Source organism: uncultured Cetobacterium sp. (genome assembly GCF_945952365.1).
GTDB lineage: Bacteria > Fusobacteriota > Fusobacteriia > Fusobacteriales > Fusobacteriaceae > Cetobacterium_A.
Window position 1 is genome coordinate 1 of sequence record NZ_CAMFHX010000039.1, and the last position, 16,291, is coordinate 16,291.

Consider the following 16,291-nt stretch of genomic DNA (forward strand, 5'->3'; position numbering starts at 1 on the left):
TTATCCCTTTTCAAAGAACTGGACCTATTTTTCATCTTTAGTTAACAGATTCATTATTAAGTAAGTTTAAGGGTATCATTTTTTCGATTAGATTTCAAATAATTTTTACTTAAAAACTTTTTCACCAATTTTAATATGTTTTTTAATTATCTCTAGAGTTTCAGAGAATTTATCTTGTTCTTTTTCATTTAATTCCAATTCTAAAACTTTTTCAACTCCATTTTTACCAATAACCGCAGGAATACCTATATAAAGTCCATTTTCACCATAGTGTCCTTCTAAATATCCACTACATGCCATGACTTTTTTTTCATCTGAATATATAGCTCTTATAATATCAGTACAGACACAAGCAATTCCAAATTCTGTACTTTTCTTTCCTGAGTAGATATCCCATCCAGCTTTTGTAACAGTAGTTTCAATTTTATTATAATCAAGTTTTTTAGCAGTATTTTTTAAGAAGGATTCTAACGAAAATCCATTTATACTAACCTGAGAAAATACAGCCATTTGGGAATCTCCATGCTCACCTAACATATATGCTTGAATAGATCTAGCATCAATATTTAACTCATTGCTAAGAACTCTACAAAGTCTAGCTGAATCAAGTCCAGTTCCTGTTCCAATAACATGATTATATGGTAATCCTGATAGCTTTTGAACATAGTATGTAACTACATCAACAGGATTTGTTATAACAACAAAGTAGCCTTTAAATCCAGCATCCATAATTTCAGGAACAAATGATTTGATAATTTTAAGTGATCCTTCTAGCTCTGAAAGACGGTTTTTAGAAACATTATCAATAGTTCCAACACTAATAACAACAATATCAACTTTTCCTAAATCCTGATAAGTTCCTTTTTTTACTTTGACTCTATGTGGTAAAAAACTAGCTGTATCCATACAGTCAAAAGCTTGAGACTGAGATTTTGCTTCGTCAATATCTACAAGTACTAACTCATCACAAACTCCTTGAAGCATTAAAGATAAAGCACAATGGCTACCTACATGTCCTGTTCCTATAATTCCAACTTTTCTTTGTTTAAACATAAAAATCTCCCTCTATTCGTATTGTGTATTTTTTATATAAACATTCTCTTTTAGTTTTAAATCTTTAGAGAATATATTAGCCAATAATGAACCAGAAATAAGATGTACAACTACTGCAATAGCAGAAGGTAAGGCAGTTAATGGATTGTTAAATTGAGCTGATAACCCAATCGCTAATGAAGCATTTTGTAAACCAACTTCAATTGAAATAGTTTTTCTTTTTTCAACTCTCATCTGAACAAACTTAGCAATTATGTATCCCACAAAATAGCCAATCCAGTTATGTAGGCATACAGCTACAATCAAAATAAAACTAGAACTCAAGAAATTCTGTTTATTTGGTGCAACACACATTCCATTAATTAAAATCACAATTACAATTGGAAAAATTACAAAAAATTTTGTAAATTTTTCTAGACGATCTTTTACAAGAAATCTAACCAAGATTCCTAGCATAGATGGTAACAAAACGATTTGAAGAATACTGAAAAACATAGTTTTATATTCTATATTTAACCATTCTCCAGCTAAATACATTGTTAATAGTGGAGTTAATAAAGGTGAAATAAAAGTTGAAACAGTTGTCATAGCTACAGATAAAGCTACATCTCCTTTTGCAATATATGTCATCACATTACTTACAGTTCCACCAGGACAAGCACCTAATAAAACCAGTCCTATTGCAAACGTAGGAGGAAGATTAAAAGCTTTTGCTAAAACAAATGCAACTAGAGGCATCACTGTATATTGAGCTAAACATCCAACAAAGACATCTTTGTACTCAGTTATAACTAATTTTACATCTTTTAAATTTAATGTAAGCCCCATTACAAACATTGTAATTCCTAATCCAATATTAATAAGAGATTGTCCTATTAGTCTAATTTTACTCATTTGAACAAAAGGCTCTGGCTTTAAAAGTGAAAATACCGAGACTCCAACAACTAACAAGATAAAATATTTGCTTAAAAAATCACTCAACTTATTTACATATTTCATTTTTATCAACTCCTTACAGATTATTAAAATAAAAAAAGCTTAAACCAAAGGCTTAAGCTTAAAATTTCTTTAATCTGCTCAAGCCTTGATTGTTAAAAACTAAAACAAGGCTTGAATTTTAAGAGGAAATAATCCTACTAACTTCAAACCATAGAGCATATTATTATTATCAGAATAAGAGTTGCTAATGTTTTTTTGTTAGTATTCATAATTTTTTCCTCCTTTTTTTATTTTTGTTAAGAGTTATACTATTCTATTTTTATTCAATTGTCAAGAAAAAATAAAAATATTTTTTCATTTTAAAGTTAGTATAAACTTTTTTTACTTTTTTCTAGAATTTTTAAAAGCTTTTGGAATATTTTTTTATCATATTCTAAGGCAAAAATTCCGATAGCTTCTAGATATTCCCTTATAGATTCATTTCTACTTAAAGAGCAGAGCCCCAAATCTTGAAATTCTATTAGACAGTTTTCTGATGATTTTGTTATTGAAACTTTTCCGTTTTTTTCTAAACATTCTTTTATGAATTCATATGTTTCAGTTGATGAAAGTATATCAGTACTTTCATTTTCTATATCAATTTTTAAATTTTCATCTAATTTTATTATTTTTTTAAATATATTCATAGCTACTCTCCAGTAAATTTATTTGTTATCTAATAATATCTATTATCTTATTTAACTTTTGTGTAAAATATGTGTAAAGTAAATTTTTTAGTAATTTTTTGATAACATTATATTATAAATATAACACCTAAAGTAGGATAATAGTCAAGGTTTTTCTTTTTCCTTCTTGAAATTATTTGAAGAAAATGATATATTATTAAACTATAATAATTTTATTTTTTTTAGGAGTGGAGAATGTTTATTTATACAGTTGTTAATATTGGAAGTGAAAAATCTTTAAAAGAGGAGGTGGCTTTAAAATATCCTGAGCTCAGCTTTGCATATTCTAGACCTGGATATATAACTTTTAAAGATAATAGTGGAAAATTTAATATAGATAGCAAGCTTAACTTAGTTTTTGCTAGAGCGTATGGAATCTCTTTAGGTAGAGTAAAACCTGAAAATTTGGAAGAGGAAGTTTCAAAATATAAGGCAGATGTAACTCATAGATTCTCTCTTATATCAGACGAAAAATCTGGAGAAACAGCTAATTTAGGAGATACTATTTTAGATATTATAGAAGTTAAAGAGGGAGAGTTCTGGTTAGGAATGAGAAAGGTTTACCCAGAATCTTGGAGAGTAGTTGGAGCTAATCCAAACCTTCAGCTTCCTGAGGCTGCACCTTCAAGAGCATACTTAAAAATAGCTGAAGCTCTTATTTGGACAAACTATGAGTACAGAGGAGAGGAAAGCGTTCTTGAGTTAGGTTCAGCTCCAGGTGGAGCGAGCTATGCGATGCTCGAGAGAGGGTTTAAAGTGTTTGGTGTGGATAATGCCCTTATGGATGAAGCCCTTTTAAAAAATCCTAATTTCAAGCATATAAAAGAGCCTATGCAGAAGGTTCAAGATGCGGATGTACCAAGACCTTGTCATCTTTTAGTTTCAGATGTGAATGTTTTACCATCACTGATTTTGAGTCAACTTAAAAGATTCATATCGATAAGACCAGGAATTCATACGGTATTTTATACTTTAAAAATAGGAGATAAAATCTCTGTAAAAGAGGTTTTAAAACATATTGATACATTTAAGACATTTGGGTTTAATGAGGTTAGAGCAACTCAATTGCCAAGTAATAAATCAGAAATCATGCTTTATGGAAAAAAGTAAAAAAATAGGGAGCCCACGAGGTTCCCTATTTTTATTAAAATTTTATTTTAAAGCTACTCTTATTTTTTCGATTCTTTTTCTATTTACTCCAAAATCATACCATCCAGTTTGAGCTGCTGATCTCACATCTATTATTTTTTTCTCTGGGTTAATTTCAAAGTCTGCAATATCTTCAAATTTGAAAAGCTTACTATAAAAAGCGACTCTTAAAAAGTTTTCGTTGTTTTCTAAAATTTTTCCATCAAATTTTTGAACTACATCTATAAGCTCTTTTTTTATATCTCCATTTTTATTATCAAATGATATCGGTTCAATATAATGTTTTGAATCTTTAGCCTGACTAGAAACACAGTTTGGTTTATTAGGGCAATCTTGTAACATAGTTTTACCACTTCCTTCTGCTAGTAAAATTGAAAAATAGCAAGCAAAAATTATTATTAAACGTTTTTTCATAATTTTTCACCTCTTTATTTCTAGTATAACCTATTTCTCAATTAAAAGACAAATTATTATTAAAAGATTTATTTTCTTATATCTAACCACTTTTTATTAGTTTTTGGAATCACTCCAAAGAATATTGGATTTGTAATAACAGCGATATCGTTATTTATATACCCCTCTATTCTAAAATAGCCATTTTCAGGAAGGTTTATTTCAAGATTAAATTTATCACTTTTAATTTCAAATTGTATCTCTCCATTTATAATTATCTTCCAAGAGATTTTTTCTTTTGCTGAAACATTACATTCAATAAGATTGTCATTTGAATTTTCACCAAAGAAGATCTCTTTCTTTTTATTTTTATCATCAATCTCATTGAAAGAAAAATCAACCTCCCCAATAGTTGAGATATAACTTTTTCCAATTTTTAAATTTTGAAGTAGATTATTTACAGTGAAGCCATTCATATGTACATAGTTTAATGGTTTTCCTAAGAAACTTGAATCTCTGTCAATAAAATCACTATGAGAATCACTTCCACCAACAGCAAATATTTTATGCCCGTTCATCAATAATCCATCAAAAGCTTTTAAAGCGTCAATATTAAATTGAGTTTTTTGATTGTTATATGGAGAGTTTAGAACTTCAATTAAGTCAAAATCATTTAAATCTAGATTGTAATCAACTCCCATTGTAGCATTTAAAGGGTGATTCATAACAAGAAGAGCATTTTGTTTTTTGACCCATTCAAATATAGTTTTTAAAAGTTCAGGATTTACTTTTTTTCCTTTTAAAAAATTGGCGTAATCTGGTAAATTTTTTAATCCTAAAAAATTAAAATGTCCATTCTCCATTAAAGTCAGCTCAGTAGATGGAATAATTGGAGCTGAAGCCAATGGAGTTTTAGTAGAAACTACGTTATGATCAGTTAAAAATATAAAATCTAGATTGAGTTCATCAATTCCTTTTGGTAAATTTTTTAATTCAAGTAAGCCATCAGAAAATTTTGTATGAGCATGTAGCTCACCTTTATACCACTTTTTTTCTTTTGAAAACTCTTTTTCATAATCAAATTTAGATATATCCATAAAATCAGAGTAGTTATTCATATCAACATCTTTTAGAATCTCTAAAACAAACATTCCTTTAAAAGCGTAAGGTTTAGTTACTTCAAGCTTCCAAATCCCATCGATAAGTTCCCCAGGAAGAGAACAGTTAGAACTGCATTCAAAACTTTTACCGCTGTAGAAAATTTTTTCTTTCGCTTTAAAAGTTGTTAAAATTCTAATATTTCCATTTGGATCTTTTAATGTCACAGGGAAATGCTCGTCGGGACAACTTTTCAAAAATAAAATTATATTTGTTTTAATATTTCTAAAATTTAAATTAAAAGTTAGAACTTCACACTCTTTTTCTGTAAAAACTCCATTTAAAATCATAGATTTTCCTCAATTTTATCCGACATAGAAGTCATATATTCCATAGAATCATATGCAACAGAGATATTGAATTGTAATTTTTTAACTAGCTCTTCAATCTCCTTATGAGTTTTCATAGGGTCATGTCCAAAATGAGTTATAACTATGGGTGTTTTAGAGGTAATAGAACCAAAACTTTCAAGCTTTGTTAGAACCTCTTTTAAGCTTTTCAAATCTAGATGGTCAACATTATTTTTGTTACAATCTAGAAAAGTACACTCGATAATGACACTATCCAATTTGTAGTTTTTTATAAAATTAAATGTTTTTTCAGAGTAAACACCAGTATCAGAAGCATGAAGCCTTGTAGAATTATATCTATCTTTGATTATAAAGTTCATTCCAGATTCCCCAATATTTAGACCAGTGTGTCTAGCTTCTATTGGAGTAAATTCAAACCCTTCAAATTCGAAGGGTATAAAATTTTTCATAGGAGTGATATTTAGATGTTGTGTTCGCTCAGCTAATTTTGCTATATGCTTAGGTTTAATTCCAGATTTAATCTGAGTATTAAGCCAATCATAAGAGGCTTCATTGATAAAAATATGAATAGAATCTTTTATTTTTATTAACTCTTGGATATCTAAATGATCGTTATGAGTATGAGATAAAATTATTCCTTTTATATTGTTAAAATCTATTTTATTTTCAATAATTTGAGTTCTAATATCTGGAGAAAAATCTAGTAGAATTCGATCCTCTAATAAAAAAGATGATCTTTTTCTCAAATTTTTCCCACCTAACTCTCTCACTTTTTTACAGTACTCACAAGAGCAGAATGGATCAGGAATTCCACTAGCAGACCCAGTTCCTAAAAATATAGTTTTCATATGAATTAACCTCTTTCTGTATAGTTTTTCAAAAGTGCTCCAGAAACTTCTACGAACACCGATATAGTAATTAATGTTAAAAGTGCTGTTCCAGCAGCATTAAAGTCATAGGCTTTAATAAATTTAGAAACGATATACCCAATTCCTCCAGCTCCAACAACTCCAATCACAGATGATTGAGCCATATTAGATTCAAATCTTAAAGCTGTCCAACCAGTAACAACTCTTTTTATATTTGGAACCACAGCAGCTTTCATTATATTAAGCCAAGAAGCTCCTGTTGATTTTATTGCTAAGATACTTTCATCTCCTAAATCTTCAATAGATTGTAAGTATGCTTTTGTTAAGTAAGAAACTGTATGAACAGATAAACCTAAAATTCCAGAGAAAGGTCCAAGTCCAATTGATGAAACAAATATAACTGCCCATATTAAAGAGGGAACAGCTCTTATAAAAGAAAGATAAGCTTTTATTCCCATTGCTAATGGCTTGTAAGGTGTTGTATTAGCAGCAGCTAAAAATGCTAATGGTAAAGAGAAAATCATTCCAACTAAGGTAGCGATAAAAGCGATTTCAAACGACTCCCAAACAGCAATTAAGACAAACTTGAAAACAGTTAAATCAGGTCTTCCAAAATCAGCTAGAATACTACCAAGTCTTGACATTCCTCTAGAGAATCTATAAAAATCTAGATTCAGTTTGAAAAATGAAAATATAAATAGAAGCATTATAGTTAACATAATTCTATTTAAGAATCTATCATTTTTATGATCTTTAATTTTAATTTTTCCAAAATAGTTTTTATTCATTTATATTATCCTCTTTCTTAAAATATTAGAGATTATCTCAGTTACAATAACACAGACAACAATTAGAATAATTCCCATGGCTGCTGTTTTATATTTCATTAAGCTTAGATTGTTACTGATGTACATTCCTACTCCACCAGCTCCAACTAGCCCAATGATAGATGATGACCTAATATTGTTTTCAAGAGAGTAGATTGTCCAAGATATAAATCCAGGCAAAGCTTGTGGAATAGCTCCAAATCTAATAACTTGGATATAAGACATACCCGTTGCCTTTAAAGATGTTAACAGTTCTAAGTCAACCTCATCAATAGTTTCATAGTAAAATCTAGTCATACTTCCAATATTTCCAACAGTTAGAGCGATAACTCCAGTTGTAATTCCAACTCCGAAAGCTGGGACTAACATAAGAGCCCAAATAATATTAGGCACATTTCTAATAACTGTCATAAAACCTTTAACCGCAGTTCGAATCCATTTTATATGCATAGTTTTTTCTGAACATAAAAATCCAAGTAAAAACGAGATAATAGATGAAAAAACTAAAGATACAACAGCTACACAGAAAGTATCAAGTAAAGGTGTTAAGTAGTCACTATAACTCTGCCAGTTTACAGGAAGCATCTCTTCGGTAATGAAAAATACAGCCTCAGGTAGTTGTTGTAAAAATACTGGGAAAGAGAAATCCATTCTTCCAGCAATTAAAAGATAGATAAGAGAGATTCCACCTAGTATTAATAAATCTGTTTTATCATTGAATCTATTAAATGCATTAAATTTGTTAAATGTTTTGTCCATAAATCTCACCTATCTTTTCCTCTGTAAGATTTTCAGGGATATCATCGAAAACAATTTTTCCTTTATTCATACCAATTATTCTAGTTGCATATTGCTTAGCAAACTCTACTTGATGCAGATTAACTATACAAGTTAGATTATCTTCAACACAGATATTTTTTAAAGTTTCCATAACTATTTCAGATGATTTAGGATCTAAACTTGCTATAGGTTCATCAGCTAAAATAAGTTTTGGATTTTGAGCAAGAGCTCTAGAGATTCCCACTCTTTGCTTTTGTCCTCCACTTAATTCCGAAGCTTTTTTATAACAATGGTCCTCAAGACCCAATCTTTTTAATATATTTAGAGCTTTTACTTTGTCCTCTTCAGAATAAAGTTCGAAGAATCCTTTTAAGTTAGACATATAACCAAGTCTTCCATGAAGAACATTTTGAACGACTGAAAGTCTTTCTATTAAGTTATAGTGTTGGAAAATCATTCCCATCTCTCTTCTCACTTTTCTTAAATTACTACCAGATATTTTAGATATATCTTTTCCATTGAAGATGATTGCTCCACTAGAAAGAGGGTTCATTGAGTTAATTGTTCTTAATAAAGTTGATTTACCAGCTCCAGATGATCCTATAATAGCTACAAATTCACCTTTTTTTATATCTAAATTTATATCAGATAAAGCCAAAAATTTATTATCGTATGTCTTGTTACCATTTTTTATTGAAACTATATTTTCCATTTTTCTCCCTTTCGTCAACTGAATTGTTTATTATTTTATAAAATTAATCTGTATTGATTTCTGTTAAGTTAAGATTTTTCATAACTTGTCCAATAATATCAAAATCTTTAAGTTCCACTTTGATATGCTGTTCTCCATCTTTTTTACCATAGAAGTTTTGCATAAAACTAGGGTCGTTATAGTTTAAGAAGAAGTTTTCTAACTTTTGCTTTAACTCTTTTGGTAAATCTTGTTGTACTAACCATAAATTGTCTGGAATAACAGAACTCTTATATATAATTTTATGATTATCAGGTGTAAAGAATTTTCTATTTTTAATATATGAGTTTGATGAGATAACTCCAATATCAGCATCTTTATCAAGTAAAGCTCTAACGGTATTTGTTGTTGAACCTGTCTCATAAGGCTTAAATTTAGTGTTGAAATCGTTTGTATCTTTTATAATTTTACTAGTAATAAGGTCGTTTACTGGCCAAAGGTATGTAGAACCAGATGATTGTTTTGTATAAGCAAAAGTGTATGGTCTAGTAGGATTGATTAAATCCTCTTTTGTAAATCCATTGATATTTGTATCAGGTCTTGTGATGAAATATGAGAATTTTCCCCAGTGTTCTTTTTTTCCATCTTTTGCAAAAGAAACAAGAGGCTCTATCTTAGTTCTTTGAGAAGTTATAAAGTAAGGCATAGCACCAGTGTATGCAATATCTGTTCTATTTTTCTTAGCTCTTAAAGATTCTCTTAATGCCATATCAGATGATGGTTCAAACCATTCAACTTTCATTCCAACACTAGCTTCTAAATCTTTTAAAAACTGATCTTTAGCTTTAACTTTCATCTCAAGGTCTTCATCGATTCCAAAAGCTATAACTAACTTTTGTTCTCCGTTATCTTTTTTTCCACAACCAGATATAAATAAAGATGTTCCTAATAAACCAAGTGTCAATACTTTTTCAAATCTTTTCAATTTAATTCCCTCCAGATTATAGATTATTTTAATTTTGATTCGTAGAAGCTCTTAACATCATCCCATTTGTAATATGGTTTCATAGAACTATTGATAGGTAAGTTAACCTCTTTTTCATTATGAAGCATTTTTACGATAACTTCATTTTTGTCATTGTTGTAGAATAACCATTGAACATTTGTAGACATTCCCGATATATCTCTACCTAGCCAAGTTTTATAAACATCTTCAACTTTATCTTGCTTAACAGCCATTCCATTAATTTCTAAAAGAGTTATAAATGGAATCATTGTTTCAGCATGAGCAAATCTTAAATTTGCAGATATATTTTTATTAGCAATAGCATCGTCAGTTGTTGTAATAAAATCTTTAAGTAAAGGTAGAGCAATTCTAGTGGCGATATCTTCTCCATTTTTCCCAGGACCTTTTTCATAGAAATCGTATAAGTTATCAACTTCTTCATACCATTTTAGTTGATCTTGAGAGAATAGATTTCCAATTCCTAAATCTACCCCGATGTTAGATTGGATAATATAAAGATCATAAATATTTCTGACAGCATCTGTTGGAGTTTTTAAAACAGATTTTCCTTTAGCATCTTTCAGATTGAATTCACCTTTTTCAAGTCTAGCTATAAACTCTTTTGAGAATAGTTTGTTTAAAATTTCATTATTAAAATCTTTACTCTTAGCATATTTTTCAACATCTTTTCTCCAAGTTCCGTGGTCTGCAAACTCTTCATATTCAGGAGATAGATCATAAAATCTTAAAATTTCATCTTTTTTTCCATTTGTAGATATTTTAAAGTTAGTTGCTGAAGTATATTTTGCTAACTCTTCCATAAAAGCGTCTCTACTTTGCTGAGCTCTTTCAACATAAGTAGAACTTGCTATAATATCTCTTCCAAATATCTCTTTATTGTTTTCATAGAATCTTTTAGCAATTCCTCTTTGCTCTTCTGCTCCAACCTCAGTTAAAAGTCCATAGTTTCCTTTTTCAATCTCCATAATTTTGGCAACATTTTCTTTTAATTTAATACCTTCAGGAGTAATACCTCCATCTTTTTCAGCTATTGAAAGAAGTTCAAAAACAGATATATCATACTTAGGTGACGAAAGATGTCTAGATCCGTGTCTTCCTAAATGATTGATGAAAAGTGGTTTGTATCCTGTAGGAGTAGGTGTAATAGTTGATTTTTCAAAGTGATAAGGTTGTTTTGTTCCTAAGTATTCAAAGTTTGAAGCATAAGCCATAGATGTAGAGGTTCCAATTAAAAGTAAAGTTGCTTTAATATTCATTTAATTTCTCCTTTATATAATTTTTTTATTACATCTATTATATAACTAAAAAGTTAAGAGAAAATTAAAACAATGTAAAAAGTATGTTATTTTATATACATGAGAGTAAACAAAAAAGAGCTATCAATTTGATAGCTCTTGTAATTTAGATTTTGATTAGATGTTTAAAGCTAAAGCAATAGAACCTAATAAACCAGCATTGTCTCCAAGACCAGGAGAAACAATGTAACTGTCGATATTTTCTAAAATCTCTTTAGTTTGAACATAGTTATTTAACAACTCTTTAACATTTTTTCTAATTAAAGGGAACAGTTGCATCTGTTTCATAACTCCTCCACCAAGAATTATTTTTTCAGGTGAAGCGATTAGAATATAGTTAACAAGAGCTTGTGCGATGTAGTAAGCTTCAATTTCCCAAGCTTTGTGGTCAACAGGCAGCTCATAAGCTTTCACTCCCCATCTCTCTTCAATAGCAGGACCTGCAGCTAAACCTTCAAGACAGTCGTGATGGAATGGACATTTTCCAGCGTAAGCATCTTCAGCATGTCTTCTAACGAAGATATGTCCCATCTCAGGATGTAACATTCCATGAACTAATTTTCCAGAGGCAAGTAAACCTCCACCAATTCCAGTTCCAATTGTTAAATATAAACAGTTTTTTAAACCTTTTGCAGCTCCCCAAGTTGCTTCTCCAAGTGCAGCTCCGTTAACATCAGTATCAAATGCCATAGGCACATTTAGATTTTTTTGTAATTCACCAATTAAATTGAAGTCACTCCAATATTTTTTAGGTGTTTTAGTGATATATCCGTAAGTTTCAGATTCTGGATTTGGGTCGATTGGACCAAACGAACCTACGCCAATAGCTTCAACCCCTTTATCTTTAAAGAAATCATAAACTTTTTGTAAAGTAATCTCTGGTGTTTCAGTAGCAAAGCTTACTCTTTCTAATATCTCCCCATTTTCAGTTGCAATTCCGCAAACAAATTTTGTTCCTCCAGCTTCAATAGCTCCTAATTTCATTATACCCTCCATTAAATTCTAAAAAACTTTATCATAGGTATAGTAAACAACATTTTAGTCATAATTTCAATACCTAAACTACTTTTATTTGGATAAATATTGGCTGTGAATACCTCTTCTCCATCATTTAAAAATATTTCAACTGAAGATTTATCCATAAAGATATGAATTTTTTCCAACTCTTTTAAAGAGCAACTTCTAGTTCCAGTATAACCAGCTCCAGAATGATTTCTATCTAGAGTAGCTTTTTTCTTTTCATAATTATAAGAAAAAGTAGTTTTTTCAGTTTCGCCAACTCTTAAATCTATTTTAAAATCTGTATCTAAATTTTTTAAATCTATAATCAGTTCGTAAGTGTCTCCACAAATTCCAAACTCAGAAAGATTTAAACTATTTTTAATTTTAATTCCTTCAAGTTGAATTTTTTCTTTTCTTAATTTTTTTAAATTAGGGTGTGGAGTTTGTAAAATTTTATTTTTCGTTATCTCTAAAGTTCTTGGTAGAGTTAGAGAGTGTACCCAATTTTCTTTTTCAATAGTGGGGTGGTCTAACTCCTCAGGCATTCCCATCCATCCTATTAAAACATTTTTATGAAACTCATCAATAAAAGTTTGAGGAGCATAGAATTCAAATCCACGGTCTAATTCAATAAAATTATTTTTGTTTATCTCTTCTAACTCTCTTATGATATAACCAGATTGGTATCTATTATTATATAAATCTCCATCTGCTTCTATTCCTTGAGGAGAGAAAAGTAAAGCTGAGTTCTTTTTATCAGTTATAAAATCTGGACATTCACACATAAATCCAAAATCTTCATTTATAACCTCTTTGTCAAAAGTCCAATTTATTAAATCTTTTGATGAGAACACTACAACTGTACCAGTTAAATCAACTCTTTGAGCACCTATAACCATCTTGTAAGTTTCGTTTTCCATGAAAACTTTAGGGTCTCTGAAATGACGTGTATACTCTTTAGGAATGTCGTTATCATGTATAACAGGTCCCTTTTTTTCAAAGTTTACTCCATCTTTTGAAGTTGCTAAGCATTGATAGCTTTCTCTAACTCCATTATTTTTAACATTTCCAGTATAGAAAAGATAAATCTCTCCATCTTTTTCTATAGCGCTTCCAGAATAGCATCCATTTTTATCAAACGAATCAGTTGGACTCAAAGCAACAGGAAGAGTTTCCCAGTTTATTAAATCCTTACTTCTTAAATGTGCCCAATGTTTTGCTCCGTGTTCACAAGCATTTGGATTCCACTGGTAAAATAGATGATACTCACCCTTCCAGTAGATAAGACCGTTTGGATCATTTAATAATCCGTATGGTGGTGCAACATGAAATCTACTTTTCCACATATTACACCTCATCTTTAAATCCAAGAATGATTGTAGCAGCAGCGGCTCCTATAAAGCTAATAATTAGTGCAATTATATAGTTTATCATAGACTCTGGTTGAACAATAGAGATTCCAGGAATTCCAGTAACTCCAACAGCATTCATAGATACCTTAGTTAAAGTTATATATGCTCCTCCTAAAGCTCCACCGATAATAGCTCCAATAAATGGTTTTCCAAGTCTTAAGTTGACACCAAATAGTGCTGCTTCTGTAATTCCTAAAAGACATGAAAGAGCAGCAGGTAGTGCGATAGATTTCATAGTACTACTTTTAGTTTTAAAGAATACAGCCATTGCAGCTCCACCTTGAGCAACATTTGCCATAGACCAAAGAGGTAGTAGGAAATTTTTTCCAACGTTTGGATTAGCTAAAAGATTAGCCTCTATAGCATGGAAGCTGTGATGCATTCCTGTTATAACGATAGAAGAGTAACTTCCTCCTAAAATTATTCCAGCAAAAACTCCTAAAGTTGTGTATATATATTGTAAACCGAAAGATATTCCATCTCCAACAACTCTACCTAAAGGTCCAATAATAGTTATGCTTATAAATCCAGTTATAAGTATTGTTAAAAATGGAGTTACAATGATATCTAACATATTTGGTACAACTTTTCTCAGATTCTTTTCAATTAAACTCATAACCCACACAGCAATAAGTATAGGTAAAACAGTTCCTTGATAACCAATTTTAGCAAAGTTCATTCCAAACAGATTGAAGTATCCAGATATTCCATTTCCAACAGTCCAAGCATTTTGTAGAGCTGGATGTATTAAAATTCCTCCAAGAGCAGCAGCAAGATATGGATTTGCTCCAAACTCTTTTGCAGCAGAGAATGCCAATATGATGGGAAGGAATACAAAGGCCGTATTTGAGAACATATCTAGAAGCTCAAATAGTGATGAGTCTCCAGCAAACCACCCAAAAGTTTTCCCCATTCCTAAAACTCCCATTAGAAGTCCACTTGCAACAATAGCGGGAATAATAGGTACAAATATATTTGAAAGTGTTCTAGCAAATCTTTGGAAGGCGTTAAGATTTTTCATTTGATCTTTTTTAACATCTTCTAAAGATGACTCCTCTATTTTAGCTTCACCTAAAATAATAGCACAAACTTTATTGACAGCTCCTTGACCCAATATAATTTGTAGTTGTCCATTAGAGAAAAAAGCTCCTTTGATATCAGAATTCTTTTTTAGGTTGTCTAAATTAACAAGAGTTTGATCTTTAACAACAACTCTTAATCTAGTTGCACAGTGTCCAACAGTTGAAAGGTTATTTTCTGTTCCAATATTCTCAAGAATAAATTCAGCAGTTTTTTTATAATCCATTTTGAAACCTCCAAAATATAAAATTATTTTTATATATGGGACCGTTCCCATATACTGTTTAATATATTACATATTTTGCAAAAAGTCAATTTTTTATTTTTATAAAATGGTTATTTTAAACTAAAATTAGTCTGAAGGGTTGTTTTAGGAACAATGTAAAGTATATATTGATTAAGAATTTTGATTGTATATATTTTTTAAAAATTGAAAAGTTGAAACCAATAGGTTATAATTTATAAAGAAAGATCAAAAAAGAAAAATAGAGAGATGTGGGATAAGAGATGAAAAAAAAATTAACAATAAAAGAGATAGCTGAACTTTCAGGTGTAGGAAAAAGTACAGTCTCTCGTTTTTTTAATGATGGATATGTGAGTGAGAGCGTTAGAGAGAAAATAGAAAAAGTAATTTTAGAATATAACTATGAACCAAATCTTTTTGCAAGAGGAATAAAAGCTAGAAATAATCGTTTTGTAGGAGTGATTGTTCCATGTTTAGATTCAACAATAACTTCAACAATTTTAATGCAGTTAGATAATAGATTACGGGAGCTCGGGTATGTTCCATTGATAATAAATACAAATCACGATATAACTTTAGAGTTAGCAAATTTAGAAAATCTGTCTAGATTAAATGTAGAGGGAATTGTACTTGTGGCAACTGAGGTTAGAGATGAACATAAAGAGTTTGTAAAAAAAAGTAAAATTCCTGTTTTGTTTGTAGGACAGATTTGTGATGAAACATATTCGATAGCTAACGATGAGATAGAAGCTGGAAAAGTAATAGGAAATTATATAGGAGAATCAGGACATAAGGATATTTTGTATATAGGTGTAGATGAAAAGGATATTTTAGTTGGAGCAGTTAGAAAAAATACTGTTATTAGTGAACTTGAAAAATACAGTTCGAAAATAGAAGTTCTTGAAAGTGATTTTAGTTTTGATAAAACTGAAAGGTTAGTGGTTGAATATCTAAAGAACAGGAAGCCAACGTGTATAATATGTGCAACTGATAATATGGCGTTTGGTGCAATCAAAGCTTTGAATAGTTTAAAAATAAAAATTCCAGAAGAGATTTCAGTAGTTGGATTTGGAGGATATAAAGTTTCAGATTTAATTGTACCCTCTCTTACGACAATAAGATTTTTTAATGAGTTGACAGGAGAGTTAGCAGCAGACAGTATAGTAAAATTAATAATGAATGAAAAGATTGAAAAGCTTCAAAAGATTGGTTTTCAATTTTTAGAAAGAAAAAGCGTTGCAAAAATTTAAAATTAGTTGTATTATACGTACAACTTAAAACGAATCTGTTAACTAAAGATGAAAAATAGGTCCAGTTCTTTGAAAAGGGATAAAGA

General features: G+C 30.0%; 16 protein-coding genes. 2 read left to right on the top strand and 14 right to left on the bottom strand.

Going from position 1 to position 16,291, the window contains the following annotated elements:
- Positions 1-105 precede the first annotated feature (105 nt).
- From Q0O83_RS10890 to Q0O83_RS10900, 3 genes are all read right to left on the bottom strand, one after another.
- Complete coding sequence (locus Q0O83_RS10890) at positions 106-1,053, bottom strand: L-lactate dehydrogenase (protein ID WP_294097035.1); 948 nt, start codon at positions 1,051-1,053, stop codon at positions 106-108.
- Positions 1,054-1,065: 12 nt separating this feature from the next.
- A complete protein-coding gene (locus tag Q0O83_RS10895) occupies positions 1,066-2,052 on the bottom strand; it encodes a bile acid:sodium symporter family protein (protein ID WP_294097037.1) in 987 nt (328 codons plus the stop codon).
- Positions 2,053-2,357: 305 nt separating this feature from the next.
- Complete coding sequence (locus Q0O83_RS10900) at positions 2,358-2,678, bottom strand: hypothetical protein (RefSeq protein WP_294097038.1); 321 nt, start codon at positions 2,676-2,678, stop codon at positions 2,358-2,360.
- A 234-nt stretch (positions 2,679-2,912) separates the two neighbouring features.
- Between Q0O83_RS10900 and Q0O83_RS10905 the strand changes: the two genes are divergently transcribed.
- Positions 2,913-3,827 (top strand): SAM-dependent methyltransferase, encoded by a 915-nt coding sequence (locus Q0O83_RS10905; protein WP_294097040.1) that lies wholly within the window; start codon positions 2,913-2,915, stop codon positions 3,825-3,827.
- A 42-nt stretch (positions 3,828-3,869) separates the two neighbouring features.
- Here Q0O83_RS10905 and Q0O83_RS10910 read toward each other — a convergent pair whose 3' ends face one another.
- The 11 genes from Q0O83_RS10910 to Q0O83_RS10960 all read right to left on the bottom strand — a co-directional run bounded on the left by Q0O83_RS10910 (position 3,870) and on the right by Q0O83_RS10960 (position 14,937).
- Positions 3,870-4,280, bottom strand: coding sequence for a DUF1499 domain-containing protein (locus tag Q0O83_RS10910; protein ID WP_294097042.1), 411 nt, complete (start codon positions 4,278-4,280; stop codon positions 3,870-3,872).
- Positions 4,281-4,348: 68 nt separating this feature from the next.
- On the bottom strand, positions 4,349-5,707 hold the full coding sequence (locus Q0O83_RS10915; RefSeq protein WP_294097043.1) for a CehA/McbA family metallohydrolase: 1,359 nt from the start codon (positions 5,705-5,707) through the stop codon (positions 4,349-4,351).
- Positions 5,704-6,576 carry an MBL fold metallo-hydrolase gene (locus tag Q0O83_RS10920; protein WP_294097044.1) on the bottom strand — a complete coding sequence of 291 codons (873 nt, stop codon included), beginning with the start codon at positions 6,574-6,576 and terminating at the stop codon, positions 5,704-5,706. The genes Q0O83_RS10915 and Q0O83_RS10920 overlap by 4 nt, the downstream gene beginning before the upstream one ends.
- Positions 6,577-6,581: 5 nt before the next feature.
- Positions 6,582-7,385, bottom strand: coding sequence for an ABC transporter permease subunit (locus Q0O83_RS10925; RefSeq protein ID WP_294097045.1), 804 nt, complete (start codon positions 7,383-7,385; stop codon positions 6,582-6,584).
- Positions 7,386-8,183, bottom strand: a complete 798-nt coding sequence (gene phnE, locus Q0O83_RS10930) for a phosphonate ABC transporter, permease protein PhnE (protein ID WP_294097046.1) — start codon at positions 8,181-8,183, stop codon at positions 7,386-7,388.
- Positions 8,167-8,916, bottom strand: a complete 750-nt coding sequence (gene phnC, locus Q0O83_RS10935; protein ID WP_294097047.1) for a phosphonate ABC transporter ATP-binding protein — start codon at positions 8,914-8,916, stop codon at positions 8,167-8,169. Before phnC ends, phnE begins: the two co-directional genes overlap by 17 nt.
- Before the next feature lie 43 nt (positions 8,917-8,959).
- A complete protein-coding gene (locus Q0O83_RS10940; RefSeq protein WP_294097048.1) occupies positions 8,960-9,880 on the bottom strand; it encodes a PhnD/SsuA/transferrin family substrate-binding protein in 921 nt (306 codons plus the stop codon).
- Between the two features lie 23 nt (positions 9,881-9,903).
- Positions 9,904-11,178, bottom strand: coding sequence for a histidine-type phosphatase (locus Q0O83_RS10945; RefSeq protein ID WP_294097050.1), 1,275 nt, complete (start codon positions 11,176-11,178; stop codon positions 9,904-9,906).
- A gap of 156 nt (positions 11,179-11,334) precedes the next feature.
- Entirely contained in the window at positions 11,335-12,201 is an 867-nt protein-coding gene (locus Q0O83_RS10950) for an ROK family protein (RefSeq protein ID WP_294097052.1), read from the bottom strand.
- A gap of 11 nt (positions 12,202-12,212) precedes the next feature.
- A complete protein-coding gene (locus Q0O83_RS10955) occupies positions 12,213-13,565 on the bottom strand; it encodes a sucrose-6-phosphate hydrolase (protein WP_294097054.1) in 1,353 nt (450 codons plus the stop codon).
- 1 nt (position 13,566) lies between these two features.
- Positions 13,567-14,937, bottom strand: coding sequence for a sucrose-specific PTS transporter subunit IIBC (locus Q0O83_RS10960; RefSeq protein WP_294097056.1), 1,371 nt, complete (start codon positions 14,935-14,937; stop codon positions 13,567-13,569).
- A 281-nt stretch (positions 14,938-15,218) separates the two neighbouring features.
- Here Q0O83_RS10960 and Q0O83_RS10965 point away from each other — a divergent pair, with 281 nt between their 5' ends.
- Positions 15,219-16,205: a LacI family DNA-binding transcriptional regulator gene (locus tag Q0O83_RS10965; RefSeq protein WP_294097058.1), complete on the top strand. Its 987-nt coding sequence runs from the start codon at positions 15,219-15,221 to the stop codon at positions 16,203-16,205.
- The last annotated feature ends 86 nt before the right edge of the window (positions 16,206-16,291 follow it).

Coding starts and splice junctions, on each gene's coding strand:
- Q0O83_RS10905 (WP_294097040.1), top strand. CDS start 2,913: ATGTTTATTTATACAGTTGTTAATATTGGAAGTGAAAAATCTTTAAAA.
- Q0O83_RS10945 (WP_294097050.1), bottom strand. CDS start 11,178: ATGAATATTAAAGCAACTTTACTTTTAATTGGAACCTCTACATCTATG.
- phnC (WP_294097047.1), bottom strand. CDS start 8,916: ATGGAAAATATAGTTTCAATAAAAAATGGTAACAAGACATACGATAAT.
- Q0O83_RS10925 (WP_294097045.1), bottom strand. CDS start 7,385: ATGAATAAAAACTATTTTGGAAAAATTAAAATTAAAGATCATAAAAAT.
- Q0O83_RS10955 (WP_294097054.1), bottom strand. CDS start 13,565: ATGTGGAAAAGTAGATTTCATGTTGCACCACCATACGGATTATTAAAT.
- Q0O83_RS10950 (WP_294097052.1), bottom strand. CDS start 12,201: ATGAAATTAGGAGCTATTGAAGCTGGAGGAACAAAATTTGTTTGCGGA.
- Q0O83_RS10895 (WP_294097037.1), bottom strand. CDS start 2,052: ATGAAATATGTAAATAAGTTGAGTGATTTTTTAAGCAAATATTTTATC.
- Q0O83_RS10900 (WP_294097038.1), bottom strand. CDS start 2,678: ATGAATATATTTAAAAAAATAATAAAATTAGATGAAAATTTAAAAATT.
- Q0O83_RS10965 (WP_294097058.1), top strand. CDS start 15,219: ATGAAAAAAAAATTAACAATAAAAGAGATAGCTGAACTTTCAGGTGTA.
- Q0O83_RS10910 (WP_294097042.1), bottom strand. CDS start 4,280: ATGAAAAAACGTTTAATAATAATTTTTGCTTGCTATTTTTCAATTTTA.
- Q0O83_RS10960 (WP_294097056.1), bottom strand. CDS start 14,937: ATGGATTATAAAAAAACTGCTGAATTTATTCTTGAGAATATTGGAACA.
- Q0O83_RS10915 (WP_294097043.1), bottom strand. CDS start 5,707: ATGATTTTAAATGGAGTTTTTACAGAAAAAGAGTGTGAAGTTCTAACT.
- Q0O83_RS10890 (WP_294097035.1), bottom strand. CDS start 1,053: ATGTTTAAACAAAGAAAAGTTGGAATTATAGGAACAGGACATGTAGGT.
- phnE (WP_294097046.1), bottom strand. CDS start 8,183: ATGGACAAAACATTTAACAAATTTAATGCATTTAATAGATTCAATGAT.
- Q0O83_RS10920 (WP_294097044.1), bottom strand. CDS start 6,576: ATGAAAACTATATTTTTAGGAACTGGGTCTGCTAGTGGAATTCCTGAT.